General features: G+C 68.7%; 25 protein-coding genes and 1 pseudogene. 18 read left to right on the top strand and 8 right to left on the bottom strand.

Translation table 11 applies throughout. The features are described from left to right. The first annotated feature begins 7 nt into the window (after positions 1 to 7). From GA0070561_RS23560 to GA0070561_RS23515, 10 genes are all read left to right on the top strand, one after another. Positions 8 to 1,528 carry a coproporphyrinogen-III oxidase family protein gene (locus tag GA0070561_RS23560; RefSeq protein WP_091404976.1) on the top strand — a complete coding sequence of 507 codons (1,521 nt, stop codon included), beginning with the start codon at positions 8 to 10 and terminating at the stop codon, positions 1,526 to 1,528. Position 1,529: 1 nt separating this feature from the next. After that, complete coding sequence (locus tag GA0070561_RS23555; protein ID WP_091404973.1) at positions 1,530 to 1,814, top strand: acyl carrier protein; 285 nt, start codon at positions 1,530 to 1,532, stop codon at positions 1,812 to 1,814. After that, a complete protein-coding gene (locus tag GA0070561_RS23550; protein WP_091404969.1) occupies positions 1,807 to 2,379 on the top strand; it encodes an RBBP9/YdeN family alpha/beta hydrolase in 573 nt (190 codons plus the stop codon). Before GA0070561_RS23555 ends, GA0070561_RS23550 begins: the two co-directional genes overlap by 8 nt. Continuing rightward, complete coding sequence (locus GA0070561_RS23545) at positions 2,376 to 3,917, top strand: amino acid adenylation domain-containing protein (RefSeq protein WP_091404966.1); 1,542 nt, start codon at positions 2,376 to 2,378, stop codon at positions 3,915 to 3,917. The genes GA0070561_RS23550 and GA0070561_RS23545 overlap by 4 nt, the downstream gene beginning before the upstream one ends. Further along, the gene (locus GA0070561_RS23540) at positions 3,907 to 5,331 is read left to right on the top strand and encodes a S8 family serine peptidase (RefSeq protein WP_091404963.1); all 1,425 of its coding nucleotides are present in this window, start codon (positions 3,907 to 3,909) and stop codon (positions 5,329 to 5,331) included. The genes GA0070561_RS23545 and GA0070561_RS23540 overlap by 11 nt, the downstream gene beginning before the upstream one ends. 62 nt (positions 5,332 to 5,393) lie before the next feature. Further along, positions 5,394 to 6,611 (top strand): MFS transporter, encoded by a 1,218-nt coding sequence (locus GA0070561_RS23535; RefSeq protein ID WP_208603842.1) that lies wholly within the window; start codon positions 5,394 to 5,396, stop codon positions 6,609 to 6,611. After that, complete coding sequence (locus GA0070561_RS23530) at positions 6,577 to 7,800, top strand: ATP-grasp domain-containing protein (protein WP_208603841.1); 1,224 nt, start codon at positions 6,577 to 6,579, stop codon at positions 7,798 to 7,800. Before GA0070561_RS23535 ends, GA0070561_RS23530 begins: the two co-directional genes overlap by 35 nt. Then, a complete protein-coding gene (locus GA0070561_RS23525; protein ID WP_091404960.1) occupies positions 7,793 to 8,980 on the top strand; it encodes an ATP-grasp domain-containing protein in 1,188 nt (395 codons plus the stop codon). The genes GA0070561_RS23530 and GA0070561_RS23525 overlap by 8 nt, the downstream gene beginning before the upstream one ends. A gap of 165 nt (positions 8,981 to 9,145) precedes the next feature. Beyond that, the gene (locus GA0070561_RS23520; protein WP_112620529.1) at positions 9,146 to 9,508 is read left to right on the top strand and encodes an SDR family oxidoreductase; all 363 of its coding nucleotides are present in this window, start codon (positions 9,146 to 9,148) and stop codon (positions 9,506 to 9,508) included. A 202-nt stretch (positions 9,509 to 9,710) separates the two neighbouring features. Next, positions 9,711 to 10,790 carry an FUSC family protein gene (locus GA0070561_RS23515; protein ID WP_244166401.1) on the top strand — a complete coding sequence of 360 codons (1,080 nt, stop codon included), beginning with the start codon at positions 9,711 to 9,713 and terminating at the stop codon, positions 10,788 to 10,790. A 103-nt stretch (positions 10,791 to 10,893) separates the two neighbouring features. Here the strand turns inward: GA0070561_RS23515 and GA0070561_RS33735 are convergent, their stop codons facing one another. From GA0070561_RS33735 to GA0070561_RS23505, 3 genes are all read right to left on the bottom strand, one after another. Then, complete coding sequence (locus GA0070561_RS33735) at positions 10,894 to 11,052, bottom strand: hypothetical protein (protein ID WP_167362477.1); 159 nt, start codon at positions 11,050 to 11,052, stop codon at positions 10,894 to 10,896. Positions 11,053 to 11,199: 147 nt separating this feature from the next. Beyond that, the gene (locus tag GA0070561_RS23510; RefSeq protein ID WP_208603840.1) at positions 11,200 to 11,847 is read right to left on the bottom strand and encodes an OBAP family protein; all 648 of its coding nucleotides are present in this window, start codon (positions 11,845 to 11,847) and stop codon (positions 11,200 to 11,202) included. A 251-nt stretch (positions 11,848 to 12,098) separates the two neighbouring features. Further along, on the bottom strand, positions 12,099 to 12,749 hold the full coding sequence (locus GA0070561_RS23505; protein WP_244166400.1) for a zinc-binding dehydrogenase: 651 nt from the start codon (positions 12,747 to 12,749) through the stop codon (positions 12,099 to 12,101). Positions 12,750 to 12,876: 127 nt separating this feature from the next. Here GA0070561_RS23505 and GA0070561_RS23500 point away from each other — a divergent pair, with 127 nt between their 5' ends. Both GA0070561_RS23500 and GA0070561_RS23495 read left to right on the top strand, forming a co-directional pair. Continuing rightward, positions 12,877 to 14,088: a low temperature requirement protein A gene (locus GA0070561_RS23500; RefSeq protein WP_167362476.1), complete on the top strand. Its 1,212-nt coding sequence runs from the start codon at positions 12,877 to 12,879 to the stop codon at positions 14,086 to 14,088. Positions 14,089 to 14,229: 141 nt separating this feature from the next. Next, on the top strand, positions 14,230 to 15,558 hold the full coding sequence (locus GA0070561_RS23495) for a carbohydrate-binding protein (protein ID WP_091404879.1): 1,329 nt from the start codon (positions 14,230 to 14,232) through the stop codon (positions 15,556 to 15,558). A 419-nt stretch (positions 15,559 to 15,977) separates the two neighbouring features. Here GA0070561_RS23495 and GA0070561_RS23490 read toward each other — a convergent pair whose 3' ends face one another. Then, positions 15,978 to 16,394, bottom strand: coding sequence for a cupin domain-containing protein (locus tag GA0070561_RS23490; protein ID WP_091405328.1), 417 nt, complete (start codon positions 16,392 to 16,394; stop codon positions 15,978 to 15,980). 118 nt (positions 16,395 to 16,512) lie between these two features. On the opposite strand from GA0070561_RS23490, the gene GA0070561_RS23485 reads away from it, so the two are divergent. After that, positions 16,513 to 17,274: a helix-turn-helix domain-containing protein gene (locus GA0070561_RS23485; protein ID WP_244166399.1), complete on the top strand. Its 762-nt coding sequence runs from the start codon at positions 16,513 to 16,515 to the stop codon at positions 17,272 to 17,274. A gap of 201 nt (positions 17,275 to 17,475) precedes the next feature. Here GA0070561_RS23485 and GA0070561_RS23480 read toward each other — a convergent pair whose 3' ends face one another. Beyond that, positions 17,476 to 17,745, bottom strand: a complete 270-nt coding sequence (locus tag GA0070561_RS23480; RefSeq protein ID WP_091404873.1) for a hypothetical protein — start codon at positions 17,743 to 17,745, stop codon at positions 17,476 to 17,478. A 382-nt stretch (positions 17,746 to 18,127) separates the two neighbouring features. Between GA0070561_RS23480 and GA0070561_RS23475 the strand changes: the two genes are divergently transcribed. After that, complete coding sequence (locus GA0070561_RS23475) at positions 18,128 to 19,255, top strand: hypothetical protein (RefSeq protein ID WP_091404870.1); 1,128 nt, start codon at positions 18,128 to 18,130, stop codon at positions 19,253 to 19,255. 26 nt (positions 19,256 to 19,281) lie between these two features. Here GA0070561_RS23475 and GA0070561_RS23470 read toward each other — a convergent pair whose 3' ends face one another. From GA0070561_RS23470 to GA0070561_RS23460, 3 genes are all read right to left on the bottom strand, one after another. Further along, a complete protein-coding gene (locus GA0070561_RS23470; protein ID WP_091404866.1) occupies positions 19,282 to 20,457 on the bottom strand; it encodes a zinc-dependent alcohol dehydrogenase in 1,176 nt (391 codons plus the stop codon). Beyond that, positions 20,454 to 20,942, bottom strand: coding sequence for a hypothetical protein (locus tag GA0070561_RS23465; RefSeq protein ID WP_091404864.1), 489 nt, complete (start codon positions 20,940 to 20,942; stop codon positions 20,454 to 20,456). Before GA0070561_RS23465 ends, GA0070561_RS23470 begins: the two co-directional genes overlap by 4 nt. Positions 20,943 to 21,098: 156 nt before the next feature. After that, complete coding sequence (locus GA0070561_RS23460; protein ID WP_091404861.1) at positions 21,099 to 21,941, bottom strand: aldo/keto reductase; 843 nt, start codon at positions 21,939 to 21,941, stop codon at positions 21,099 to 21,101. 207 nt (positions 21,942 to 22,148) lie between these two features. Here GA0070561_RS23460 and GA0070561_RS23455 point away from each other — a divergent pair, with 207 nt between their 5' ends. From GA0070561_RS23455 to GA0070561_RS23440, 4 genes and pseudogenes are all read left to right on the top strand, one after another. Further along, on the top strand, positions 22,149 to 22,730 hold the full coding sequence (locus GA0070561_RS23455) for a type 1 glutamine amidotransferase domain-containing protein (protein WP_091404855.1): 582 nt from the start codon (positions 22,149 to 22,151) through the stop codon (positions 22,728 to 22,730). 306 nt (positions 22,731 to 23,036) lie between these two features. Then, a complete protein-coding gene (locus GA0070561_RS34365; protein WP_091404850.1) occupies positions 23,037 to 24,035 on the top strand; it encodes an SRPBCC family protein in 999 nt (332 codons plus the stop codon). After that, positions 24,032 to 25,206 (top strand): annotated as a pseudogene (locus GA0070561_RS23445) (zinc-dependent alcohol dehydrogenase). Before GA0070561_RS34365 ends, GA0070561_RS23445 begins: the two are co-directional and overlap by 4 nt. A 198-nt stretch (positions 25,207 to 25,404) precedes the next feature. Then, positions 25,405 to 26,034, top strand: a complete 630-nt coding sequence (locus GA0070561_RS23440; RefSeq protein ID WP_091404847.1) for a TMEM175 family protein — start codon at positions 25,405 to 25,407, stop codon at positions 26,032 to 26,034. Positions 26,035 to 26,071 lie beyond the last annotated feature (37 nt).

The following is a 26,071-nucleotide window of genomic DNA, read 5'->3' as shown; positions in this document are numbered from 1 at the left end:
GACAGACATGACCACCACCGAGAACTCGTTCATGCTCGGTCTCGACTCGAACTTCTACCTCAAGGACGACTTCGAGAGCCCGGAGAAGCGCACCAACGTCACCTGGTTCTATCCGAAGATCTGCGGCTTCCAGGACGCGCTGCGCACCGAGCAGGAGAAGGCGGAGTACTTCTCCTTCCTGGACCGTCAGACGCACCCTCAGCAGACGGACATCCTGCTGTACTTCCACATCCCCTTCTGCGAGGCGTTCTGCAACTTCTGTGCCTGCTTCAAGGAGTCCTCGGCGAAGTACCAGGGCGAGCAGCGGGTGCGGTTCGTCAAGGCCATGGTGAAGGAGATCGAGCGCAACGCCCGCTCGGCGTACTTCCAGGGCACGAAGATCAAGTACGTCCAGTTCGGCGGGGGCACGCCGTCGGCGCTCGACCAGGAGTCGATGGCGACCATCATCCAGGCCGTGCATCGCGAGTTCGACCTGAGCGAGGTCGACGGGATCTCGCTGGAGGGCAGCCCGCTCGGCCTGTCCACGGACGGCTACATCGAGATGCTCAAGTCCCTGGGCATCACCCGCATCTCGTTCGGCGTGCAGACGCTCAACGAGGAGATCCGGCGCAAGCTGACCATCAAGGCCACCGTCGAGCAGGTGTACCAGACGGCGGAGAACATCCGCAAAGCCGGGATCAGGACGTTCGCCCTGGACCTCATGTACAACCTCGCCGGTCAGACCGACGAGATTCTCGCCTCCGACATCCACGGCATCTGCGCCGAACTGCGCCCCAGCTTCGTGCAGACGTACCGGTTCAACCAGTGGGAGGGCACCCGGCTCGACAAGCAGATCCGGGCCGGCAAGGTGAGCGACGTGCTGCCGTCCGGCAGCATCGAGCGGGTCCAGTACCGCCAGATCAAGGAGAGCCTTGCCGACTACGGGTACGACAAGCAGCTCCTGATCAACTTCTTCACCCACCTCGACGAGACCGGCCCGATCGGGCTGGACCACGCCTGCGGAGGCAACGGCTACCGCGCCAGTTACACCCTGGGCATCGGTCCGGCCGCCGAGAACTACATGGGTGAGCGAAGCTACCGCAACCACACCAACGTGGACCGCTGGATCAAGGATGTCGAGGACGGCATCATCCCCATCGAGCAGGGCCGGATCTGCAGTGAGGACGAGGTCGAGAACCGAGTCATGGTGTTCTTCCCGGTCTTCGGCACCGTACGCAAAGCGGATGTCGCCAACCTGGAGAAGTACCGCCGGGAAATCAACTGGATGGTCGACAGCGGGTACGCGATCGAGACCGACGAGGACATCACCCTCACCGAGGTCGGCCGGGAGAACGCCGGCAACATCGCCTTCCTGTTCTACTCAGACGAGGAGAAGGCGCGGGCGCGCCGCACCATGTACCTCTCGCTGAAGAACAAGCGCAACCCGTTCCACCAGGACGAAATGAACATCCCCCGGACTCCGGTCTTCCTGCAGTCCAAGCTGGCGACCCGGCCCGCCGATTCCAGCACCGGGCCGAAGGCGGGCTGACGTGACGAGCGCTGACCGGAAGACCCGCGCGGACATCGAGGATGACCTGCGGAAGATCGCGGCCGAGGTCTTCCCGAACCACGACGTCGAGCTGACCTCGAACACACCCCTGTTCAACGGTGGACTCTCCCTGAACTCCACCCAGATGATCGAGCTGACGCTGGCCTTCGAGTCGTACTACGACATCGAGCTCGAACCGGAGCTGCTGACGGTGGAGCACTTCGCCACCCTCGGCTCGCTCGCGACAATGCTCGAGGACCAGCTCAACGACGACTCCTATGTCTGATGCGGTCCGGGTCGTCCTGGTGCACGGTAACGCCGGCGCAACCATCGACGGCATCTGGTTCCCGTACCTCAAACGGGAGCTGGAGGCTCGTGGCCACAACGTGGTGGCACAGACCTTCCCCGATCCGATCAAGGGCCGGATGCGGTACTGGCTGCCCTACCTGACCGATGTCATCCGGCCGGACGACCAGACGGTCATCGTCGGGCATTCGTCGGGAGCCCTGACCGCACTGCGGTACGCGGAGTCGGCGCCGCTGCTGGGCACCTTCGTGGTGGCCGGGCACCACACCGACTGCGGCTTCGAACTCGAACGGCGCAGTGGATTCTTCGACCGGCCATGGGACTGGGCGGCGATCAAGCGGAATCAGCGCTTCATCGTCCAGTTCCACTCGACCGACGATCCGTGGGTGCCCGTCGATGTGGCCCGGGAGTTGCATCGGCTGACCGGCAGCCGCCTGACCCTGATGGAGGGGATGGGCCACTTCGGGTCCTACGACCAGAAGTTGGACACGTTCCCGGAACTGCTGGAGGCGGTGTGCCAGCAACTCGCGACGGTCGACCGGTGACCGGTGGCCCGCTCCGCTTCGCCGACGAGGTCCTCGATCGCCGCCACGACGACGACGCCGTGGCGGTGGTCGACCTGGCCACCGACGAACAGGTGTCCTATCGGACGCTGGCCCGGCGCACCCAGGCGCTGACCGACCTGCTGGCTCCCCTCGTCGGGCGACACGGCACCGTCGCGATGGTGATGGACAAGTCCATCGACTCCGTGGTCTGCATGTTGGCGGCGCTCCGGCTCGGCGCGAGGTACGTCCCCGTCGACGAGTCGTTGCCGCCGGCCCGGACGGCAGTGCTGTTCGCCAGGTGCCGTCCGACGGTGACGGTGGCGCATCCGCAGCATCTCGGGCTGGTCGCCGAGGCGGCGGCCGGCACCCTGGTGGTCACCGATGACTCCTGGGACGTGCGGGCCGAGGCCGACTACCGGCCCTCGGCGTACGGGGACAGGACGCCGGACGACCAGGCGTACGTCATCTTCACGTCGGGATCGACCGGCGGCCCGAAGGGCGTCATGATCAGCCACCGCAGTCTGTGCGCGCTCCTCGAAGGCGTACAGGAGGTGGTCGGTTTTCCGGAACGGATGCGTTACCTGAACGTGGCGCCGTTGTTCTTCGACGCGTCGGTGGTCGATCTGTACTCCACCTTCCTGGTCGGCGGTAGCGTGCACCTGCTGCCCCGGCTGTCGATGGCCGGCCAGGTGACGCAGGCGTGCGAGCAGTGGCGCATCACCGATGTGTTGCTGGTGCCCTCGGTCATCCGGATGCTCCTCGGGCGGTTCAGCGACATCGACCGCCGCGACCTGAGTTCGTTGCGGCGCCTGTGGTTCGGCGGCGAGTCGTGCCCGACCTCGCTCCTGCGGGCCCTGGACAAGAAGCTTCCCGGTCTGACCTATGTGCACGGCTATGGTCCGACCGAGACCACGCACAGCGCCACCCTCTACCTGACCGACGACATCGCCAGCCACGACGACGAGTATCTGCCGATCGGGACGCCGCTGCCCGCCGTCGACGTCCTGATCGTCGATGACGACCTGCGACCGGTGCCCGACGGCGATACGGGTGAGCTGCTCATCGGCGGCCCGCAGGTCATGCTGGGCTACTGCGAGGAGCCGACGAAGACCGGGCAGGTGCTGATCACGCGCGGTTCTCCGGAGACCCGGTACTACCGGTCGGGCGACTTCGTCCGGCGTGCCGGTGACGGTCAGCTCGTCTTCGTCGGCCGCCGCGACGACGCCGTGAAGATCGCCGGAAACCTCGTGCACACCTCCGAGGTCGAAGCCGCCGCGCTCGCCGTGGACTGGGTGGTCGACTGTTGCGCGGTGGTGACCCAGCACCGCGTCGCCGGCCGGGCCATCACCCTCTTCGTCCTCGGCGCCGACCGGGCCGGAGCCGAGACGGAACTGGGCGCCGCGCTCGCCCGGGTGTTGCCGCCGTACATGGTCCCGGCCGAGATCGTCCTGATCGACGAGGGGGACGTCGGCCTGACGCCGACCGGAAAACTCGACAGGGGCCGCCTGCGCGAACTGGTGGCGTCCGATGATCGATGACGAGATCGCCGCGTTCAACCGGCGGGGTGTGCTGACCGTCGTCCCACGGGCGGCGTCCGGGCGCACCCTCGCCGACGACCCCGCCGAGCTGCTCCGCCACAGTGTCGAGGAGTTCCTTCCCGCGCCGGCCACCGTCGACCGGGTCGCCGAGGCGCTCACCCGCGAGGGCCTGGCGATCGAGGCGCGAACCGACGTGGGTCTGACGGTCAGCGGCGAGCAGAGGCTGCTCCGGGACGTCTTCGGCAGCGTCGTCGCCGTGGTACGCAACAAGTACATCCGCGATTCCCCGCGGTACGAACTCGTGGCGCAGGGCCCACTGCGCTCCCGGGTGTGCACGGACCTCATCGGTGCGGTCTCGGCACCGCGATCCGGATTCGAGCTGACCGCGACCGTGTCGCCGCCGGTGGTGCGCGGAACCGGGCACCACCTCAGCCTTCCCGGCGACGCGGTCCGAGTGGCCGGAGCCGGGGAACTCCACGCCGCCGGCATCCGCGGCCAGGGCGTCCGGGTCGTCATGGTCGACACCGGCCTCTACGACCATCCGCATCACCGGCAGCACGGCTACCGGACCTCGGTCGTGGCCGCGCTGCCGCAGCTCGATCCCGCGGTCGACGAACGCGGTCACGGCACCGCGATGTCGGCGTTGCTCCTGGCGGTGGCGCCCGAGGTGTCCCTCACGATGGTGAAGATGGCCACCGAGGGCTTCTCATTTCCCGTCGCCGCGTTCCAGCGGGCGGTGCAGCTGGAGCCTGACGTCATCTCCTGCAGCTGGGGCACCCTGCGCTCGGAACCCCATCTGCATCTCGAGGTCGCCAACGCGATCCGGCGGGGCTGCACCGTGCTGTTCGCCGCGGGTAACGGCTCGACCGACCGGCCGACAGCGATGTTCCAGTCCGTCGCCACCCCGGGTGCGATCACCGTCGGCGGGGTGCACATCGGCCCCGACGGCGCGCTGCGGGCCGCCGATCTGGCCTCCAGCTACCGGTCGGCGGTCTTTCCTGGACGGGCCGTGCCGGACGTGTCCGGCCCGTGCGGCATGTTGCCCAACGGCAACTACATAGTGTTCCCGACCCAGCCCGGTTGCCTGTTCGACCGCCGCAACAGCAAGTACGACGGTACGGGGGCGGACGACGGCTGGCTCGTTTCGAGCGGGACGTCAGGTGCCACGGCGTACGCCGCCGGCGTGGTGGCACTGGCGATTCAGCAGGGTCGGGCGAGCACTGTGGAATCGTTGGCTGCGGACTGCGTGCCGGTTACGCAGGGCCGTTCCATCACCGGGGACGAGTGCGGCGGAGCGAGCCCGAACCCGGCCACCGGCCACGGTCTGCTCACCGCGCACCGATTGGACGGGGCTGTCGCCGCTGATCGACCGCTGTTACGCTCCTCGATGGACAGACGGGGGATCTCTGCGTGAATGGACCTTTGCGTACCGCCGCCAGAGAGCCCCAGACGACAGACATCCGGCCGCATCAGATCGTGCGCTTCGTCGGTGGCCGCGGGGTCGCGGCGCTGGCCGATCAGTTCCTGTTGTTCGCCATCCCGCTGCTGGTCTTCAAGACCACCGGCAGTGTCGCCGCGAGCGGGCTGGTCTTCCTGGTCGAGTGGCTTCCGCGGGTCATCTTCGTCCCCGTCGCCGGGGTGCTCGCCGATCGGGTCGACGGCTACCGGCTCTACCTGATCGCCGACAGCGTCCGGGCGTGCCTCGCCGCGGCCGCCTTCGCCGCCGTTCTGGCCTGGCCGGACGCGACGGTGGTGACGCTGAGCGTTCTCGCCGCATCCATGTCCCTGGCCAGTGCCCAGGCGTACATCGCGATGGAGACCACCCTCCCCCGGTTCGTGCCCGCCGAGCACATGGTGCGGGCCCAGTCCGTCATCCAGGGCACCGAGCAGGCGAGCACGGTGCTCGGACCGGCTCTCGCGGTCCTGCTGGCCACCCTGTTGGGAACGACCGATCTCCTGCTGGTGACCGGCGCGCTGTTCGCGCTCACCGCACTCAACGTCCTGACGCTGCGCGGCAGCCTGAGCAGCGCGGTCACCAATGCGGAGCCCACGACGGTACGCGGCGTGCTGGCCTCGGTGGCCGAGGGTGGGCGCACGCTGTTCAAGCTCCCCCCGATGGTGGGCCTGGTCGGGCTGACGATGATGGTGAACCTCATGGTCGGTGTCGGCATGGCGACCAGCGCCGCCATCACCACCGGCACCTTCGGCAAGCCCGACCGCTACTTCGGGGTTCTGTCCTTCGCCGAAGGCGTGCTCTCCCTGTTGATCTTCTTCATCATCCCGCGACTGTCCCGGCGGATCAGCCCGCTGGTCGCCATCCTGGGCACGTTCGTGATCATCTGCCTGGGCGGGCTCGCGATCAGCCAAGCGAACTCGTTCACCCAGTTCGCCATCGGTTACACGATGCTGATCGGCACCGTCGGCATCCTGAACGTCTTCATCCGCGCCGAACGAGTCCGTCGCATTCCCCGCGAACACCTCGGCAAGACGATCGGCCTCATCGTCCTGCTGAACCAGGTCTCCCTGCCGATCTCGGGTTTCGTCGTCGCCGTCTTCGCCACCGCGCACGGCCCACAGGCCGTACTACTCGGCGCGGTGCTCGGGTCCGTTCTCATCGCCGTTCTGTTGCTCCCACTGGTCCTTCAACTGAGGTATCCCCATGCGCATCCTGATCCTGCACCGAATCACCGATGACATCATCCGCTACGCGGATGGCCTCGACTTCGACGCCCACGAGGTGACGTTCATCGGTACGGCCGAGCGCATGGCGACACTGCCCGCACGGCTGCCCGGCACACGGATCGAACGACCAGGGACCGGCGCCACGGAGACCGAGGTGGTGACGGCGCTCGCCGGCCAGCCGCGACCCGACCTGGTCATCGCCCAGTCCGAGTTCGACCTGATCGCCGCCGCCCGCATCCGGGAGGCGCTGGGCGTGCCCGGCCCACGCGAGGCCGACGTGCTTCCCGTACGGGACAAGGTCATGATGAAGGCCGCCGCTTCCCGGGCGGGTCTGCGTGTACCGCGCTACCTCCCGCTGACCTCGGCCCTCGCCGGGGCCGCCATCCCGTGGTCGGGCAGGACGGTTCTCAAACCGCTCGACGGCGCCTCCAGCCAGGGCGTACGCGTATTCGACACCGCCGAAGCAGCCCTCGCAGCGGTACGCCACGACGGCCTGCCCTCCGAGGCGGACCCGAGCGGCTTCGAGATCGAGGAGTTCGTCGGCGGCCCGATCATCCACGTCGACGGGCTGGCCGTAGACGGCACACCGGTCACGCTCCAGGCCAGCCGCTACGTCGGCACCTGCCTCGGGTACGCCGAGGGCAGCCCGCTCGGCTCGGTGCAGACGGACGCCCCGCCTGCCGTCGTGGAGTGGACCACCGCCTGCCTACAGGCCGTCGGCATCACCACGAGCCTGTTCCACCTCGAAGGCATCGAGACGCCCGACGGCCTGGTCTTCCTCGAGGTGGCCAGCAGGTTTGGCGGGGCCGGCGTCGCCGACACCTTCGAACTGGCGACCGGCGTGCACATGCCGTCGGTGCAACTGCGGGCCCTCTCGACGTCCGGTGCGTCCGCCCCCGAGGCGCGCGACGCCGGCCCGGACGCGCGGTACGGCTGGTTCATCTTCCCCGGTCACACACTGGGCGGGAGGTTCTGCACGATCAAGGGTGCGGACGAGTTCCAACACAGCCCGCTGACCTGGCGCTGGGTGCAGCGCACCGAGGACGAGCCGGTCAGTCAGGCCCTCAGCTACGCCGAGTACGACGTACCCATCGCCGGTATCGTCGGCCCGGCACCCACTGCCGTGCTCGAGCAGTTCCTGCGGGACATGTTCGCCTCGATCAAGGTCACCGCTGCCGACAAGGCGGCCAACCATGTCTGAGCTGCTGCTGGTCGGGGTCGGCTTCATGGGCAGGCCCTACCTCACCGCCGCGCGACGGCTGGGTCTGCAGGTGGCAGCCGTGGAGGGCGCGTCCCGAGCCGCCGACACGGCCGAGCTCGTCGACCACATCCGGGTGGCCCCCGGCAACCACGACGAGCAGTGGGCACAGGGAACCTGGGCCGCCGCGGCTGACCGCAGGCCGGCGGGAGTGGTGGCGTTCACCGAGAACAACGTGCTCGGCGCGGCCCTGTTGCAGGAGCGGCTCGGCCTTCCCGGCCCGTCCCTGCACGCCGCGACCGTCTCCCGCAACAAGGCCCTGCAGAGGGGCCTGTTCGCGGCGGCGGGCATCCGCCAACCCGAGTACCTGATGACCGACGATCTGGAATCGGCGCGCGACTGGGCCACCGCCCGCCTGCCGGTTGTCGTGAAGCCACTGTCCTCAGCGGGAAGCGAGGGAGTGGAACTGGTCGAGGACGTGAACGCCTTCCAGGACGCGGTGACACGCCGAAACCACGAGGGTCCGCTCCTGGTGGAGACGGCGGTCGACGGCCCGGAATACAGCTGGGAGGCCCTGCTCAGCGAGGGAAAGGTGTGGCTGGCCAACCTCACCGCCAAAGAGACCGCCGAGCCGCCCCACTTCGTCGAGATCGCGCATCGCACCGGCATCCAGCTCGACGAGGAGGCTGCCGCCGAGGTGACGGAATTCTGCACCGCGGTGGTGGCCGCCCTTGGCATGCGCACCGGCATCGTGCACCTCGAGTTCCGGCTCGCCGCCGACGGGCCGACCCTGATGGAGATCGCCGTCCGGACCCCCGGCGACTACCTGATGGATCTGCTCAGCCTCACCTACGGGCTGGACTGGTTCGAGATGGTCGTCCGGCTCGCCATGGCGATGCCCCTGCCCGATCCACCGCCACGCCCCGTCGCGTACGCGGCGAGCTACCTCCCCGTCGCGCCGCCCGGCATCCTGGTCGAGATGCGGGGCATGGCCGAGATCGAAGCACACCCGGCCTTCGTCAGGTACGGCTGGTGGAAGAACCCCGGCGACGCCGTGCCGGCGGCCACCTGGAGCGCCGAACGCGCTGGCTACCTCATCGTCTCGGCCGAGACCCCGGCGCTCCGCGACGAAGCACTGGAGTTCGTCCGCAGGACGCTGACCATCGTCACCCGCCCAGCCTGAATCGCCGAGACGCCGGACCCGTTCCCGTGACCCCGGCGCATGGTTGGAGGCGGGTGCCCTTGCCCGACTGCTTGACCGAGGAGGAACCGGACGCTCAGCAGGTGGTCCAGCTGATCGAGGACGCCGGGCAGCGGGCGGTGACCATGCCGGGCAGCGGTGCCGCAGATGCCGGCCGGTAGTGCCATCATCAACACCACCTCGGTCGAGGCGTACGAGCCGGCACCCATCCTGCTGGACTACGCCGCAGCGAAGTCGGCCATCAACACCTTCACGAAATCCCTGGCCCGACAGGTCGCACCGAAGGGCATCCGGGTCAATGCCGTGGCGCCCGGTCCGGTCTGGACTCCACTGCAGGTCGTCGGTGGCCAACCGGCTTCCGCGCTGAAGCAGTTCGGTGCCCAGACCCCACTGGGACGTCCCGCGCAACCGGCGGAGATGGCCCCGGCATTCGTGTTCCTCGCCAGTCAGGAGGCCAGTTACGTCATCGGGGAGACGCTGAGCGCCACCGGTGGCATGCCCACCCCCTGATCGCCGGCGGTGAGCGCCGCACCTACCGACGGCCGGTGGCCTGGTTCGAGAGAGGGCGTGACGGGTAGTCCGCCACGTGGCCGCTTCCCGATCCGAATCCGGTGATCAGGCACCGCTCGTCGCGGTGGGTAGCCGCATCCGGAGCCTGATGGCCGGTACCCGACGTCGAGGAAGTCGGGCGGGTCGGCTGCGGCGGCGCCAAATGGAGATCATCGGGCTGATCGCGGTGCAGGCAGGACTCGCGGCGGCACTCGCCTGGTGGCTGGCGCACGACCTGTTGGGTAATCCGAACCCCGTCTTCGCGCCGACAGCGGCGGTGGGCACCATCGCGGCGGCGATCGGCCAGCGGACAAGGCGCACAGTCGAACTGCTTGTCGGAGTGGGGCTCGGCATCGCCATCGGCGACGGACTGGTCCGGCTCATCGGCACCGGAGCATGGCAGACAGGCATCATCGTCGCTTTCGCCATCGCCATCGCCATCGCCCTCGGCCTCGTGGGCCGAGGCGGCACCGTGGTCAGTCAGGTGGGCGGTACGGCCGTGCTGATCGCCACGCTCTCCTCCAGCCAACGGAATCTGGAACTACCCCGGGTCGTCGACGCGGTCACCGGCAGCGTGGTGGGCCTGGTCGTGGTGGCGTTGCTGCTGCCCCTGAACCCCATGCGCGTCATGCACCGCGCGGCCGCGCCGGTCTTCGACGCGCTTGCCGCGTACCTGCGTGACATCGAGACGGCGTTGCGCACCAGCGACCGGAACCGCGCGAGACAGGCACTGGACGGACTCCGCGCCATGGGACCGGACGTGGAACGACTCCGCGAAGCCCTCAGCGGCGCCGAAGAGGTGGTGACTGTCGCACCGGCCCGGTGGCACTGGCGGCGCCACGTCGAACACTACGACCGAGGTGTGAACTACCTGGTTCGGGTCATCGACGACAGCAGAGCGCTGGCCCGACGGTCAGCCACGATGATCCAGTATCAGGAAAAGCTGCCCGGCCACCTTCCCGACGCCGTCGCCGCCCTGGCCGAGGCCATTTGCCAGTTGCACCGGGAGACACGGGCAGACAAGCCGCACGAGCGCACTCGGCACCATGCCCTGCGGGCCGCGGACGAAGCCGGCCGGGCCATGGCCATCGGTTTGCAGAACTTCGGTGTCACCACCGCCACGCAAGTCCGGGTGACGGCCAGTGATCTGCTCAGGGCAACCGGCTGCTCGGCGGACGAGGCGAATCGGCAGGTTCGACAGACAGCACGTCACGCGGAACAGGCGGCCTCCGCCGAAGGGTGACCATCGACTCGTAGCCGCGCCGTCCCGCCGGGACCTACCAGCCAGCATGCTGCGAACGCGTGCGGTGCCGGCACCCGAGAGGGTGCCGGCACCGCCGCATTCGTCATCGCTTGGCGTCGTGCTTGGCCATCTGGGGCCGCTCACCCTTGCCGACCTTGCGCAGGGCATCACGCAACTGGTCCTCGGTCATCTTGGAGTTCCCCTCGATGCCCGCGTCGTGGGCCTGCTGGCGAAGATCGTGCAGCTGATCCCGGTCACCCATGTCACCCTCCCCGAGGTGCCGTGGCGCAGGCGACTCCGCGCCACCATCGCCCATCGCCTTCCCGTCGCTACCGGGCGCAAACTGCCTCAGCCTGCACTTGCCAGGCAGTTCGTCGGGCGTTACGACGCGAAAAGGTCGATCGGTGGGCTACCGCCCCGTGCTGCGGTCCACCACGCCGGGGAGCGGGGTGCTGTCCGGGAATGCGTCGTCGAGCAGCGCCACCCCGTCCTGAGGATGTGCGCGCTCAACCAGCTCCGACCGGGAGGCGCGCTTCTTGGCGCGGTCGACGTCCATGGCCTGATTGCGGTGCTGCTCCAGGGCCGGATCACACTGCCCATCGCGGTTGAACGACCACATCAGCATCGGCTCGCCCAACGGCAGCGTGTCCCCTGGGCCGGTGTCGAGGCGGCCGGTGTGCCAGGTGTGCCAGGTCTTGCCATAGCTGTTCATCAACATCGCCATCAGCGCCCGCTCGGCGGGCTCCGGCAAGCCTGGGGCGATCAGCGAGCCGCCGAGCACCTCGAAGTTGTGCGGGTGCCAGTACCCGTGTTCACCCTCGGGCAGCGTCCCGTACAACCGTTCGGAGACGATGTACTCGACGCCGATGAGGTTGGCCTCGGCGGTGTTGCCGTCGAACAGCACGCACTGCAGGAAGTCGTCGTTGACCTGACGGCAGTAGTGATGTGCCTCCATCTGCATCGACGGGTCGTCCTTGGCGGGGTGAAACCCGACAACGTAGGCATCGAAGCCCTTCAGAGGCGTCGTTTCCTGAAGGGCTTTGGAGCCGAGCGACAACCCCTGGTGCCACAGGCTCGTCGACTCTCCCGGCGGTCGTACCGGGGACGGGCGCCGTTGCATCAATCACTCCTTCGTCAGGATCATGTCGTCTTCACAGGCTAGGCGGGCTGAAGACCGGCTTGCGCGTTTCGCAGTGCCGCCCCGCGTTCGGGTATTTCCTCTTCCGGCAGGTGCGACCCCAGCGACGGCCGGACCTACCCCGCCGCGGCGACGGCGCGATGCCGGCGCCGCGCGAGGTGATCGGTGGTTCAGACGGTGAGGGCGACCTTCAGCCAGCCGGGGTCGCGGTCCTGGAACTGGCGGTACGCCTGCAGCACGTCGGTCATCGGTTCGTGCTCCGTCAGCAGCCGCGCCGGGTCGACGGTGCCGTTGGTCACCAGCCGCAGCAACTCCGGAACGTATCTGCGGTGGTGGCAGTTGCCGCTGCGGATGGTCAGGTTCTTCATCATCGCCTCGCCGAACGGCCAGGTCGTGACGGTCTGCGGGTAGACGCCGATCACACCGAGGGTGCCGGCCTTCGCCACCGCCTGCACGGCCCACCGCGCGGCGAGGCTCGGCGCGTCACCCGGCGCCCAGGCCGGATCGGTCTCCGGTGCGACCTGTTGAACCTCGCTGTCGAACTGCTGGGCCTGCTCGTCGGTCTGTTCGGTGGCGGGACCCTCGGCGGGGCGTTCGGCGTCCACGCCCACGGCGTCGATGACCTTGTCGACGCCGATGCCACCGGTCATGTCGACGATGGTCTGCACTGGATCCTCGGCGTTGAAGTTCACCACCTCGGCGTGCTGGGCGCGGGCCATGGCGAGGCGGTCCTCCAGACCGTCGACGGCGATGACCCGCCCGGCGCCCTGCAGGTAGGCCGACAGGACGGCGAGTTGGCCGACCGGTCCGGCGCCGAACACGGCGACGGTCTCACCGGGGCGGACATCCGCGAGGCGGGCGCCGAACCAGGCGGTGGGCCCGCTTCGACGGTGTGATGGACGGCCGACCTGACGTCAAGGCAGTGTCGCGGGAGCCAGCATGGGCGGCATGGGGTTTCCGGGAGGTGGCGGACGGGATCTGCTGGAACGCCGCGAGGACGTGCGACAGGCGAACTTCCTGGAACTTTTCGTCGACCTGGTGCTGGTCTTCGCCCTCTCCGGAGTGGTGACCCGGGTGGCAAGGGACGCCACGGCAGTCAACCGCGTCGTGCAGTGGCGTTCGCTGGCGTACCTGCTGGTGCTCGCCCTGCCGTTGATCTGGTTGTGGATCACCACCGCGCACATCACCAGCTGGTTCGACCCCCGCCGCCGCAAGATCCAATGGGTGGTGCTGGCCAGCGCCTTCGGCCTGCTGGTCATGGCCTCGTCCCTGCCCTATGCGTTCACCGGCAAGGGCTGGTCGTTCGTCCTTCCGTACGTGGTCCTGCACTGCGTCCGTCCACTGATCCTGCTGCCCAGCCTGCACGGGCACGCCCTCCGCGATCTCTACGCGAGATCGGTGGCGTGGTGCGCGGCCGGCGCGGGCATCTGGGTGGCCGGCGCGTTGGTCAGTGGAAACGCCAGAGCCGCCCTCTGGGCAATCGCCATCACCGTGGACATCGTGGCCGCTCAACTGCGATGGCCGGTCTACGGCCGGGCCCGACCACCGGTCAGCGCCTGGGCCATGGACAGCGGCCACCACCTGCCGGAGCGCTACCAGCAGTTACTGATGATCGCCCTCGGCGAGACCGTCCTGGCCGTGGGTATCACCTTCACCGACCTACCGGCCACCACGTCCACCTGGGCGACGCTGGTGGTGGCGTACCTGTCGACAGTGCTGCTGTGGCGGATCTACTTCTACCGGTCCGGGCAGGTCCTCGCCGAGGCGGTCGCCGCCGCCCGGGACCGGCTTGCTGCCGGCCGCGCCACCGGCATCGCCCATGTCGTCATGGTCGTTGGCATCGTCACCACCGCCGTGGGCTACGAGATAGTCCTCGAACACCCTGCGGATCGGCCGGAACCAGTCTGGCTCGCGATGATCCTTGGAGGTCCGGCCCTGTTCCTCTACGGCCGCATCCGGCTGGAACGGATCGTGTTCAACCGGCTGTCGATCCGCCGGGTCGTCGCCATTGCCGCACTGGCGGCGGCTGCCGGACCGCTGCATCACGCCCCGCCGCTGACCGCCTCCGTCGTGGCCGCGTTCGTGCTGCTCGGTGTCGCTGTCGCCGACGCCCGCCGCGCGGCCCACCAGCCGCCCGAGAAGCCTTCCCCAGCGAGCTGAAACGGGCGTCCCTGGGTTCGCCGCCGCTGTCCGGCCCGGCCACTCCCCAACTTCCCGGGATCTGTAAACAACCCTTGATATTAGGCGTCACGAACGTCAATATGTGGAGGTCGCGGGTCATCGAAGCCTGGGGAGTGAGCCATGAGAAGCCGTCGAATTTTCGCAGTGGTAGCCGGGGCGGCGATGACCGTCACGGCCGCCGTCGCCTTCGTCCCCAGCAGCATGGCGGCCGTGCCCTCGGCCAACGCCGTCCCGATGGTCGCCTGCACCGCCCCCACCTGGACCGAGGGCCCCACCTACCAGGCGGGTGCCCAGGTCACCTACAGCGGCCGGCTCTACCAGGCACTGGTCACCCACACCGCGCACCCCGGCGCCGGCTGGACCCCCGCCTCGACCCCATCGCTCTGGCGTGACCTCGGCGCGTGCTCGGGAACCACGCCGCCGCCCACCACGCCACCACCGACGACCCCGCCGCCACCGACCACACCTCCCCCCACCACGCCACCGCCGACCGGTGGGACCTGCGCGGTGAAGTCGCGGCCCACCGGCAAGGTGTTGCAGGGCTACTGGGAGAACTGGGACGGGGCCTCCAACGGCGTACACCCCGGCCTCGGCTGGATCCCGATCACCGACAGCCGGCTCAACCAGCACGGCTACAACGTGATCAACGCGGCGTTCCCGGTGATCCGCTCGGACGGCACGGTCCTCTGGGAGAACGGCATGGACGCCGGCGTGAAGGTGGCCACCCCGGCCGAGATGTGCCAGGCCAAAGCGGCCGGCGCCACCATCCTGATGTCGATCGGCGGAGCCGCGGCGGGCATCGACCTGAGTTCCGCCGCCGTCGCCGACAGGTTCGTCGCGACGATCGTGCCGATCCTGACGGCCTACCACTTCGACGGCATCGACATCGACATCGAGACCGGCCTGACCGGCAGCGGCAACATCAACACCCTGTCCACCTCGCAGGCCAACCTGATCCGGATCATCGACGGCGTGCTGGCCCGGATGCCGTCGAACTTCGGCCTGACCATGGCACCAGAGACGGCCTACGTCACCGGCGGCAGTGTGGTCTACGGCTCGATCTGGGGCTCGTACCTGCCGATCATCAAGAAGTACGCGGACAACGGCCGGCTCTGGTGGCTGAACATGCAGTACTACAACGGCAGCATGTACGGCTGCGCCGGCGACTCGTACCCGGCCGGCACCGTGCAGGGCTTCACGGTGCAGACACAGTGCCTGAACAACGGGCTCACCATCCAGGGCACCACCATCCGGGTGCCGTACGACAAGCAGGTCCCGGGCCTGCCGGCACAGACCGGGGCGGGCGGCGGCTACATGTCGACGTCACTGGTCACGCAGGCCTGGAACTCCGTGCCCGGCCTGAAGGGCCTGATGACCTGGTCGGCGAACTGGGACGGGTCGAAGGGCTGGACCTTCGGCGACAACGTGAAGCGCCTGCAGGGCCGCTGACGGGTGACGGCGCCGGGCCTACCGCCAGCCGGTCCTCCGGCAGGCGGTAGGCCCGGCGCTCCGCTTTCGGGAGGTCGGCATCGGAACGGCACGTTCGTACTCGAGGACTGCCGACCCCGCGCGACGAACATCGCCAGCCGATAGCCGACGAGAGGAACGCGACCGCCGCGACGGTCGTGGCCTCACGGGTCAGGTCCGCGTACGGCAGCGACGCGGCTTGCTGCCCGGAGCGAGTCACCATCAACGCTGCCACCCAGCACGCTCGGGATGACGGTGGTGGCGCTGCTGCCGGCCCCGGCGGCTCTACTCGCCGGCATGGACGACGGCTGGGGCGCCGCCCACGACCGATGGACGTACCTGTTGGCAGGGACGCTGTTGGCGACCGCCGGGGTGCTCACCGTCCGCAGGTGGAGACCCTCTCAGGAGTCACCCAAGGCATGCCCCGCAGTGCTGTCCACATGATCAGGAACCTCACCCTCGTGGCGATCGCCGGTGGTGGAGGTCCCGGTTGGCTCGAACATCAGAATCGAGCCGCCCGGCGAGGAAGGCTTGTGTTCGATGCCCTTGGGAACCACGAACGTATCGCCCTGGCGCAGGACGACGGTGTGTTCCTGCCCGTCGGCGTCGCGGTAGGCGACATTGAACTGGCCGTCCAGGACCAGGAAGAACTCGTCGGTGTCCTCGTGGACGTGCCAGACGTGCTCGCCCCGGGCGTGGGCGATCCGCACGTCATAATCGTTTATCCGGGTCACGATCCGTGGGCTGTAGATGTCGTCGAACGACGCAAGCGCCTCGGACAGGTTCACGACGGCGAGGTTGACGGGAGTGATCGACATAAGCCGAGTCTCCACCGTGGCCGTCGCGCCGGTCTTGGACGTTCTTGACGCCGACGGCACACGACCGCTTGGTTGCCGAGTCCGGGCCTGGCGGCCACGAGTCCCAGGGATCAGCGAGGTGTTTCACGCCCAGATCGTCGACTACGCCTACCCGCTGCATGCCCACGACACCTGGACGGTGCTGATCCTCGACGCTGGGGCCATACGCTACGACCTCGACAACCGCCACTGCGCGGTAAGCGGCGGCGACTATGTCGCTGTCCTGCCACCCGGAGTGGTCCACGACGGCCGTCCCGCCGCCAACGCCCCCGGCTTCCGCAAACGCAACCTGTACCTCGACCCCACCTTCCTACCCGCCAATCTGATCGGCTCCGCCGTCGACCACACCACCTTCCGCGACGGGCCACTGCGGCGCGCCCTCGCCAGGCTCCACCATGTCCTTGACGCCGACGAGGACCCGCTGAACGCCGAAGCCAGGCTGGCCATGATCGAGCAACGGCTCACCGACCACCTGGCCGCCGCCCCTTCCACGTCCACACGTCCGGAGCCGCAGGCCGCCCGCGCGCTGAGGGCGCTGCTCGACGAGCACACTGTGCAGGCTGTCAGCCTTGCCGCCGCCGCTCGCCTCCTGGACCGGTCGGTACCTCACCTGGTCCGCAGCTTCGGCCAGGCTTTCGGGATCAGTCCGCACGCATACATCATCGGTCGACGGATCGAGGCCGCCCGCAAACTACTCCTCGCCGGCATCCCGCCGGCCGAAGTGGCGATCACCGTCGGCTTCTGCGACCAGGCCCACCTGACCCGGCACTTTCGCCGACACACCTCCACCACACCGGCCCGATACGCCTCCGTCACAGGTAGCCGCGCTGCGTCCATCTGACGTCAAAGCTCGTGAAGGAAGACCAAGGAGTACGCCGGGTCTGGTAGCGCAGCTGCCCACATGGCGGTCGCACTACCCGGCGGGACGGGTCTACTCGCCTGGGCCCAATGAGACAGGCATCGATCCTGCCCGCTGCTGCGACTCGTCCAGAAGGCGACGCGGGCTGCGGCGGGAACGCACAGCGGCCGAGTTCGCCGGAGGTCATCCCTCAGCGGCGGGTCGGCTGTGCACCACCAGTTCGTCGATCTCCAATCGGCCGACGCGCAGCTCCCGCACGACCGCCCGGCGGATCGCCAGCCGCCCGATGACCAGCGCCCCGACTGCCACGGCCCCGACGGCCAGCGCCCCCACGGCGAGGGCGCCGAGCGAGGCCGCTCCCGCAGCCCGCGCCCCGGTAGCCGCCGCGCCTGTCGCCACCGCGCCGTTGGCCCGCGCCCCGGTCAACCGCATCAGGCTCACGTCTCGCTTCATTCCCCCATTGTCCGCATACCGTCGGCCGCCCGCTCCTCATAGGTCCGGTTGTGTGCTCCATGGTGCCGCCGACGATGCCGAGGAGCATCGGCCGGACGACTTCGGCGGCGCACACCGAGCCAGTCCCAGCTGGGGCGAGCCACAAGAACACCTTCCACTGAATCCGCTGCACCGATCGGGGTGGTCTCTTAGGCTGCGTGGGCGGGGCGCCCGGTTCGACGAGTGCGTCGCGGTGGCGCTGTACGGGCTGGTCAGGGTGCTCCTCTCGGCGGCTCGGCCGTACCGCTACGTCAGCCGGCACGGGGAGCTGCGGCGACGGCGCCTGAGGCCCCCGGTTTGTTCGCCGTCAGCGGCCGAGCCTGGCTACCGGTGAGGAGCACCGATGACGCAGAGTGAACAGGACCGCCCGGAGATCGTCGTCGGACTGGTGGCAACCCCGCCGGACCACCCGGCCCGGGTGGCCGCGCGGCTCACCGCCGAGCTGACCAGCGGGCTCGCCGAGCGGGTGAACGCCGACGTGCGGTGGATCGTCCGGGAAGGTTGGGGCGAAGTGGCACCGCGCCGCGACGGCGGCGTAGAGGCGCTACTCGATGATCTCGCCCAACGGCGTGCCGACGACCAGTGGGACGTCGCCGTCTGCCTGACCGATCTGCCGCTGCATGCCGATCGGGTGCCGCTGGTCGCGCAGACCTCCGCTCGGCGTCGGGTCGCTGTGGTGTCCCTGCCCGCGCTGGGACTGCGCCAGCTGCGAGCGGCCCGCGCCGCCGTTCCGGATCTGGTGAGCCGGCTGCTGAACGAGGCTTCCAACCAGCGGTTGCCGCCGGCCGGCCGGGCATCGACCGAGATGACAAGCCGGATTCCCGCCGTCCACCGGGTGGTCGGCGAGGCCGACGCCGGTGAGCGGCGCTACGTCGCCTCGCGACTCATCGGCCGGTTACGACTGTTGATCGGCATGGTTCGAGCCAACCGTCCGGGGCGTGCCCTGCTGGGCCTGTCGAAGCTGTTGGTCGGCGCGTTCGGCACGGCCGCGTTCGCACTCACCACGGACACCATCTGGCAGATGGGCGCTGCGCTCGGCGGACTGCGGCTCGCCGTGATCATGCTGCTCGGGCTGACAGCGTTGGTGGCCTGGTTGATCGTCGCGCACGACCTGTGGGAGAAACCGAGCCGCGAGACGCCGACTGAGCTGGCACGGCTGTTCAACCTGGGTACGATCCTCACCCTCACTCTGGCCACGGTGCTGTCCTACGTGGCGTTGTTCGTGGGAACGGTGCTCGTCGCGGCGCTGCTGATCGACACCTCCGTGCTGGAGCAGATCTTGCAGCGGCCAGTCCACTTCACCGACTATCTGACGCTCGCCTGGATCACCAGCTCGCTGGCCACCGTCGGCGGCGCGATCGGCTCCGGGCTGGAAAACGAGGAAACGGTTCGGGCTGCCGCTTACGGCTATCATCCCCACCCCGATGGCTGGCGGGACGAGAAGAGCGGGCAGTCCCACAGCGGGAGGTAAGTGGGGGTAGTCCCTGGTCGCGACGGTCAGCTGGTTGGCTGGAAGACGGCTCGTACGCATCCGTCGAGTTTCTGTTTGAACATGTCGTAGCCGCGCGGCGCTTCGTCCAACGGCATGGTGTGCGTCGCGAGATGCTCCGTGACCAACTCGCCGCGGGCCATTCGCTCCAGCAGCATGGGGATGTAGCGCTGCCCGTGCTGCTGTGCGCCGCGCAGCGTCAGCCCCTTGTTCATCACCGCCCCCAGCGGAAACTTGTCCACCAGCCCGGCGAACACGCCCAGCACGAACACACTGCCGCCCTTGCGGCAGTTGTAAATCGCCTCTCGCGCCGCGATCGGACGGTCGGACTCGATCCGCAACTGCTGCTTGACCTGGTCGTACCAGAATTGCGGACCGCTGCTGTGGGATTCCATGCCGACTGCCTCGATGCACACGTCCGGGCCTCGACCGCCACTGCGTTCCAGCAACTCGCCGCTGACGTCCTGCTGCTCGTAGTTCAACGTCTCGACGCCGAGATGCGTCTGGGCCATCTGGAGCCGGTTGTCGAGCCGGTCGATCACGATCACCCGATCGGCACCGAGCAGCACGGACGCCCGGGCCGCCATCTGCCCCACCGCACCGGCGCCCCAGACCGCCACGACATCACCCGGCTTGACTCCGGCGAGGTCGGCGCCCATCCAGCCGGTCGGCGCGGAGTCGGAGGCGAACAGCGCGCGCTCGTCGCTCACCTCGTCCGGGACGGTGAAAGCGCCCTGGTCGGCGTAGGGGACACGGATGTATTCGGCGTGGCTGCCGGCGAAGCCGCCGAGTGCGTGGGAGTAGCCGTAGCAGCCTCCAGGCGCGGAACCCCAGACGTTCTCGGTGATCATCGGGTTGGTGTTCCCGTTGTCGCACAGCGAGAACTGTTGGTGCTGGCAGTACCAGCACTTGCCGCAGGAGACGAACGAACAGACGACGACCCGGTCGCCTACTTTGTGGTTGCGTACCTGCGGACCGACCTCGACGATCTCGCCGAGGAACTCGTGCCCGAGGACATCGCCGCGTTCCATGAACGGGATGTACCCGCCGAGCAGGTGCAGGTCCGAACCGCAGGTCACCGTCTTACGGACCCGGACAATGGCGTCCTGCTCGTTGCGGAGTTGCGGGTCCGGAACCTGCCGCACTGCGAGCTCGTTGGCTCCCTCCCAGACCAGGGCCTTCACAGTCGTCCCTCCCGCCGACCCTGTTGGGTGGCCATCCGCAGTGGCTTGTTCATCGGAGTCGGCTCGGTGGTGGGTGGATAGTCGGGGTGCAGGACCTCGCTGGTCTCGATCAGCTGCTTCGACTCTCGCAGCGCAGCCCGGATCGCCTGCTCCGGATCCCGGCCGGTGGCTCGTCGAGCGGCGGCGGCGACAGGCAGTCGGGAGCCATCGCGCAGCCGTACGGCGATCTCCGTCCCTTGGTCGCCGGGGGCAGGCCGGAGCTGGACCTCGACGGCGTCCCCAAGCCCGGCCAGCGGCTCGGGGAGCTGCCCGCCCGGGGCGACGTCACCCGCTGGCCGGTTCACCGTCGCCACGTGCCACCGCGGCCCGCGCCGCTGTGTCTGACCCCGTTGCCGGTGGCCGTCACCCTGGTCGGTCCCGCCGAGCAGACGCCGCGCGACCATCCCGCCGGCAACCACGACCGCTCCGCCGATCAGCCACCTCATGTCCGCCCCTGTCGCTTGGTCTGCTCGTGCGGGCGCCGTCAATTACTGGCAACCTTCGGAGCAAACCCTTCCATAAAGGGCGACCGCGTCGCGGCGGTTTTGGCATGGAACGCGTTCCTGCCGATCAGGTGTCTCCCGCCGGAACGGCCGCTGGCCCTACAACATCTCCAGCGGTTGCGGGCCTGCCGGCGGCGGAAACGCCGTGTCGAGTGCCACCACGTCCTCCTCGGTCAGCTGCACGTCGCGCGCTTCGGCGTTCTCCCGGGTGTGTTCCGGCTTGGATGATCGGGGGATGGCCGCGACCATCTCCTGCCGTAGCAGCCAGGCCAGCGCGACCTGAGCGGGCGTGGCCTCGTGCCGGGCGGCGACCTCCGCGACCTGGGGGTGGCCGAGCAGCCGACCCTGCTCGATCGGCGAGTACGCCATCACAGGAATCCGATGCTCACGTAGCCACGGTAGGAGGTCGTACTCGGGACCACGGCGGGTGAGGTTGTACAGAATCTGATTCGTCGCGCAGGCGCTCCCGCCCGCCTCAAAGAGGTCCGTCATGTCCGAAAGATCAAAGTTGCTCACGCCCCACTGTCCGATGTCACCGGTGTCGGCAAGTTCGGCGAACGCCTCGATCGTCTCCGCGAGTGGATGCGTGCCGCGCCAGTGCAGCAGGTAGAGGTCGATATGGTCGACGCCGAGTCGTTGCAGGCTGCGGCGGCAGGCCTGCACGGTTCCCCGTCGGCTGGCGTTGGACGGCAGCACCTTGTCGACCAGAAAGACGTCGGCGCGTCGTCCGACGATCGCCTCTCCGACGAGTTCCTCGGAAGCGCCGTCACCGTACATCTCGGCAGTGTCGATCAAGGTCATGTTCAGGTCGAGCCCGGTACGCAGGGCAGCCAGCTCGTCCTGGCGCCTTGCAGGGTTCTCGCCGAGGTACCACGTTCCCTGCCCGAGCACGGGCATGGGCTGGCCGGACGGCATCTCGATCGCATCGCTGGCGAGGGTCATGTCGACCTTTCCCGGTTCCAGTTGGGTTGTCTGCCTTACCCGCTGCGACAGGCAGCACACGCGCACGACGCGCCCGCTCCCACAGGCACTCGTCCACCATCGGGCGGGCTTTGCTGGCCTGTTTGCCCGTCCCCCGCACCGGGAAGGCGACCGCGATCCAGCGACGCGCCGCCGACCGGGCGGCGCCGCGAAGGGGAGGCCACCGAGATGGCGCAGAGCCAGCAGCCACTGACCGGCAAGCGAGTCGCTTGCCTCGCCGCCGACGGAGTGGAGGACGTGGAATACACCCAGTCCCGAGCCGCCGCGGAGCAGGCGGGAGCCGAGGTTCACCTGATCTCGTTGCAGTCCGGCGAGATCCAGTCGATGAACCAGGACATCAACCCTGCCAACCGCTACCGGGTGGATCGGACCGTGAACGACGTCGATGCGGCTGACTACGACGCCCTGTTGCTGCCGGGCGGGACGGTCAACCCCGACCGGCTCCGGATGAACGCGCAGGCGATGGACTTCGTCCGGGCCTTCTTCCAACAGCACAAGCCGGTGGCGGCGATCTGCCACGGCCCGTGGTCGTTGGTCGAGACCGGCATGGTCAACGGTCGGACCCTCACCTCGTTCCCCAGCCTGCGCACCGACATCCGCAACGCGGGCGGGAACTGGGTAGACCAGCAGGTGCAGGTCGACAACGGCCTCGTCACCAGCCGCAGTCCCAGCGACCTTCCGGCCTTCTGCGCCAAGATGGTCGAGGAGTTCGCCCAGGGCGAGAACGTCCGCCAGATGGCGACGGCCTGACCGACGGGGCTCAGGGCCGGGAGCATCAGGCCGGTCCTGAGCCCGTGGCGACGGCTGCCCCGCCGCCCGACACTCCGCCGCTCCCGCCGAACAGCGGCTGTGGGACCCGTCCAGAGCGACGGTCAGCCGGCCCCCACAGCGGGCCGGCCTCCGTCGGCTGAGCAGCGAGACAGGGATGGCCTCCCTACCGCGGCCGATGGGCGGGTTGAGGTGGTTTCCGGGGGGTATCCGGGCCCTACGGGTCGTGCCCCGGACCGTCGTGAACCGATAGGCGCGGCCGGGTGCGACCGGATACGGAGGCTACCCGTGACTCAACTAGCAACCCGAGAGGCAGCGAAGGCCAGGCAGGAGGACGTGCAGCGGCGAGGGCGCCGGCTCGGCTGGGTGAGTCTCGGCCTGGGCGTGGCACAGCTGGCGGCACCGGACACGGTGCGCCGGATCAGCGGAGTGGACGACTCCCCGACGACCCGGGCGGTGGTGCCGCTGGTCGGGGCGCGGGAGTTGGTACACGCGGCCGGGCTCCTGACGAGCCGGCGAAAGAGCGTGTGGGCGTGGACCCGGGTCGTGGGTGACGCGATGGACCTGGCCTCCCTCGGGGTGGCCATTGCCCACCGCAGCGGGCGCCGCCGGCGTCGCCTCGTCGCTGTCACTGGCGCCGTCGTCGGGATCACTGTGGTGGATCTGCTGACCGCCGTGCAGGCCACCCGGGCGAAGAAGATCGGCTCAGCGCCGACGGCACGAGGCTCACGCGAAGGAGGACCCATGGAGCTGACAGCCACAACAACGATCCGCAAACCCCCGCCCAAGGTCTACGCGTTCTGGCGCGACCTGGGCAACCTCCCGACGTTCATGGCCCACCTCGAGCAGATCCGCACCACCGGCGATCGTACGAGCCACTGGTCCGCCAGCGCTCCGTTCGGCAAGGACGTCGAGTGGGACGCGGAGATCGTCGACGAGGCACCCGGCGAGAAGATCGCCTGGCGGTCGACCGGGAACGCCGACGTGCCGAACGCCGGCACGGTCCGGTTCGTGCCCGCCCCGGACGGGGTGAGTACCGAGGTGCACGTCGTTCTGTCGTACGACATCCCGGGCGGCGCGGTCGGCAAGGCGGTCGCCAAGTACTTCGGCGAGGAACCGCACCAGCAGCTCGACGACGACCTGCGCCGGCTCAAGCAGGTGCTGGAGACCGGCCAGGTGGTCCGATCCGAGGGCGCCCCGTGGGGCAAGCGGGCCCGCAAGGAGTTCCCGCAGCGTCCGGCGCAACCGCTGTCGGACTCCGAGCTGGCGAAGGGGGCCGATTCGTGAGGGCGAACACCTGGGCGGGTCGCAACAAGGTCAAGGTTCGTGACGTGCCGGACCCGAAGATCCTGAACGAGCGCGATGCCATCGTAAGGATCACCTCCACCGCGATCTGCGGCTCGGACCTGCACCTGCTCGACGGGTATGTGCCCACGATGCAGGACGGCGACGTCATGGGCCACGAGTTCATGGGCGAGGTGATCGAGGTCGGTCAGGGCGTCGATCCAGGCCGGCTGCGCGTCGGGGACCGGGTCGTCGTCCCGTTCCCGATCGCCTGCGGTGCGTGCGGCGCCTGCGCCGCCGAGCTGTACTCCTGCTGCGAAAACTCCAACCCCAACGCCGGCATCGCGGAAAAGATGTTCGGCCACCCGGTCGCCGGGATCTTCGGCTATTCGCACCTGACCGGCGGCTTCGCCGGCGGTCAGGCCCAGTACGCGCGGGTGCCGTTCGCCGACGTCGGCCCGCTGAAGATCGAGTCGGACCTGACCGACGAGCAGGTCCTGTTCCTCTCCGACATCCTGCCCACCGGCTACATGGGTGCCGAAATGTGCGACATCCAGTCCACCGACGTGGTGGCGGTGTGGGGGGCGGGTCCGGTCGGCCAGTTCGCGATGGACAGTGCCCGGGCACTCGGCGCCGCGAAGGTCATCGCCATCGACAAGGAGCCGTACCGCCTGCAGATGGCCGAACGGGCGGGCCACACGGCGTGAACTTCGAGGATGTCGATGTGCGGTCGCGGCTGCTGGAACTGACCGGTGGGCGGGGCCCGGACAAGTGCATCGACGCCGTCGGCATGGAGTCCAGCCACGGCAGCGCGCACGTGCACGCGTATGACCGGATCAAGCAGGCCGTCCGCTCGGAGACCGAGCGACCGCACGCGCTCCGGCAGGCGATCCTGTCGTGCCGCAGCGGTGGCATCGTGTCGGTGATCGGCGTGTACGGAGGCTTCCTCGACAAGTTCCCGGCCGGGGCATGGATGAACCGGGCGCTGACGTTGCGTACCGGCCAGTGTCACGTGCAGCGCTACATGAAGCCGCTGCTGCAGCGCATCGAACGCGGGGAGATCGATCCGACCCGGGTCATCACCCACACCCTGCCGCTCGACCAGGCAGAACGCGGCTTCGAGATCTTCAAGAACAAGCAGGACAACTGCGAGAAGGTCGTCCTCAAGCCCTGACCGCCATCACCCACGCATCCGGCCACCGCAGCACGCTCGGTGGCCGGATGCGTTGTCTGTCCACAGGCGGGGATCTGCGGGCGGCCCTGCATTCGCCACCGAGCTGCCCAGCTGTTTGCCGCAGACGAACCTGGGTAGGCGCGGTCGGTGAGCGGGCCAGACACAGACCTAGGCACCCGATCGGACACCAGCCGTGCCGTGGCGTTCAGCGATGCGATCTTCGCCATCATCATCACGCTGCTCGTCTTGGACCTCGGGATACCGGACGTCCCGCCTGGTCGTCTCCTGTCCGGTTTGCTCAGTCAGTGGCCGTCGTACGTCGCCTATCTCGCGTCCTACTCGTACGTGGCCGTCGTCTGGCTCAACCACAAGGCGGCGTTCAACCGCATTCGGCAGGTCGATCGTGGGCTGCACTGGATGAACCTGCTCGTACTGTTCAGCACGGCGCTGCTGCCGTTTCCAACGATTGTCGTGTCGCACGCGCTGCGGGAGCACAACAACACGGACCAGCGGGTGGCCATCGCCTTCTACGCGCTCATCGGCGCGTTTCTGTGCGCGACGTGGCTGGCGTTCTACCACTACCTGGCCAGGCACCCTGACCTGCTGAAGGAGCAGGTCAAGGGCGGCTTCTTTCACGTCGAGCGGTTCCGGGCCCTTGCCGGGGTCGTCCTGTACCTCCTCGCGGGGGTGATCGGCTACCTGGTGGAACCCTTGATCGGCCTGGTCATCTTTCCCTTCCTACCCGTCTTCTATGCCCTCACCAGCGCCGGCCTGTACCAGTTGCGGGTGACCCGGCGTATCAGCCACCGCCCTCCGCCACCACGCTGAGGGCGGGCGAACCGCCGTTTCACCCGGGCGGGGGCGG

Source organism: Micromonospora saelicesensis, assembly GCF_900091575.1.
GTDB classification, from domain to species: domain Bacteria; phylum Actinomycetota; class Actinomycetes; order Mycobacteriales; family Micromonosporaceae; genus Micromonospora; species Micromonospora saelicesensis.
Note: the sequence above shows the minus strand (reverse complement) of the source record. Positions and strands in the feature narration are given on the sequence as shown.

Excerpts from the sequence above, each read along its gene's own strand:
- GA0070561_RS23560 (WP_091404976.1), top strand. The coding sequence starts at position 8 with ATGACCACCACCGAGAACTCGTTCATGCTCGGTCTCGACTCGAACTTC.
- GA0070561_RS23550 (WP_091404969.1), top strand. The coding sequence starts at position 1,807 with ATGTCTGATGCGGTCCGGGTCGTCCTGGTGCACGGTAACGCCGGCGCA.
- GA0070561_RS23540 (WP_091404963.1), top strand. The coding sequence starts at position 3,907 with ATGATCGATGACGAGATCGCCGCGTTCAACCGGCGGGGTGTGCTGACC.
- GA0070561_RS23530 (WP_208603841.1), top strand. The coding sequence starts at position 6,577 with ATGCGCATCCTGATCCTGCACCGAATCACCGATGACATCATCCGCTAC.
- GA0070561_RS23525 (WP_091404960.1), top strand. The coding sequence starts at position 7,793 with ATGTCTGAGCTGCTGCTGGTCGGGGTCGGCTTCATGGGCAGGCCCTAC.
- GA0070561_RS23520 (WP_112620529.1), top strand. The coding sequence starts at position 9,146 with ATGCCGGCCGGTAGTGCCATCATCAACACCACCTCGGTCGAGGCGTAC.
- GA0070561_RS23515 (WP_244166401.1), top strand. The coding sequence starts at position 9,711 with ATGGAGATCATCGGGCTGATCGCGGTGCAGGCAGGACTCGCGGCGGCA.
- GA0070561_RS33735 (WP_167362477.1), bottom strand. The coding sequence starts at position 11,052 with ATGGGTGACCGGGATCAGCTGCACGATCTTCGCCAGCAGGCCCACGAC.
- GA0070561_RS23500 (WP_167362476.1), top strand. The coding sequence starts at position 12,877 with ATGGGGTTTCCGGGAGGTGGCGGACGGGATCTGCTGGAACGCCGCGAG.
- GA0070561_RS23495 (WP_091404879.1), top strand. The coding sequence starts at position 14,230 with ATGAGAAGCCGTCGAATTTTCGCAGTGGTAGCCGGGGCGGCGATGACC.
- GA0070561_RS23490 (WP_091405328.1), bottom strand. The coding sequence starts at position 16,394 with ATGTCGATCACTCCCGTCAACCTCGCCGTCGTGAACCTGTCCGAGGCG.
- GA0070561_RS23480 (WP_091404873.1), bottom strand. The coding sequence starts at position 17,745 with ATGAAGCGAGACGTGAGCCTGATGCGGTTGACCGGGGCGCGGGCCAAC.
- GA0070561_RS23475 (WP_091404870.1), top strand. The coding sequence starts at position 18,128 with ATGACGCAGAGTGAACAGGACCGCCCGGAGATCGTCGTCGGACTGGTG.
- GA0070561_RS23465 (WP_091404864.1), bottom strand. The coding sequence starts at position 20,942 with ATGAGGTGGCTGATCGGCGGAGCGGTCGTGGTTGCCGGCGGGATGGTC.
- GA0070561_RS23460 (WP_091404861.1), bottom strand. The coding sequence starts at position 21,941 with ATGACCCTCGCCAGCGATGCGATCGAGATGCCGTCCGGCCAGCCCATG.
- GA0070561_RS23455 (WP_091404855.1), top strand. The coding sequence starts at position 22,149 with ATGGCGCAGAGCCAGCAGCCACTGACCGGCAAGCGAGTCGCTTGCCTC.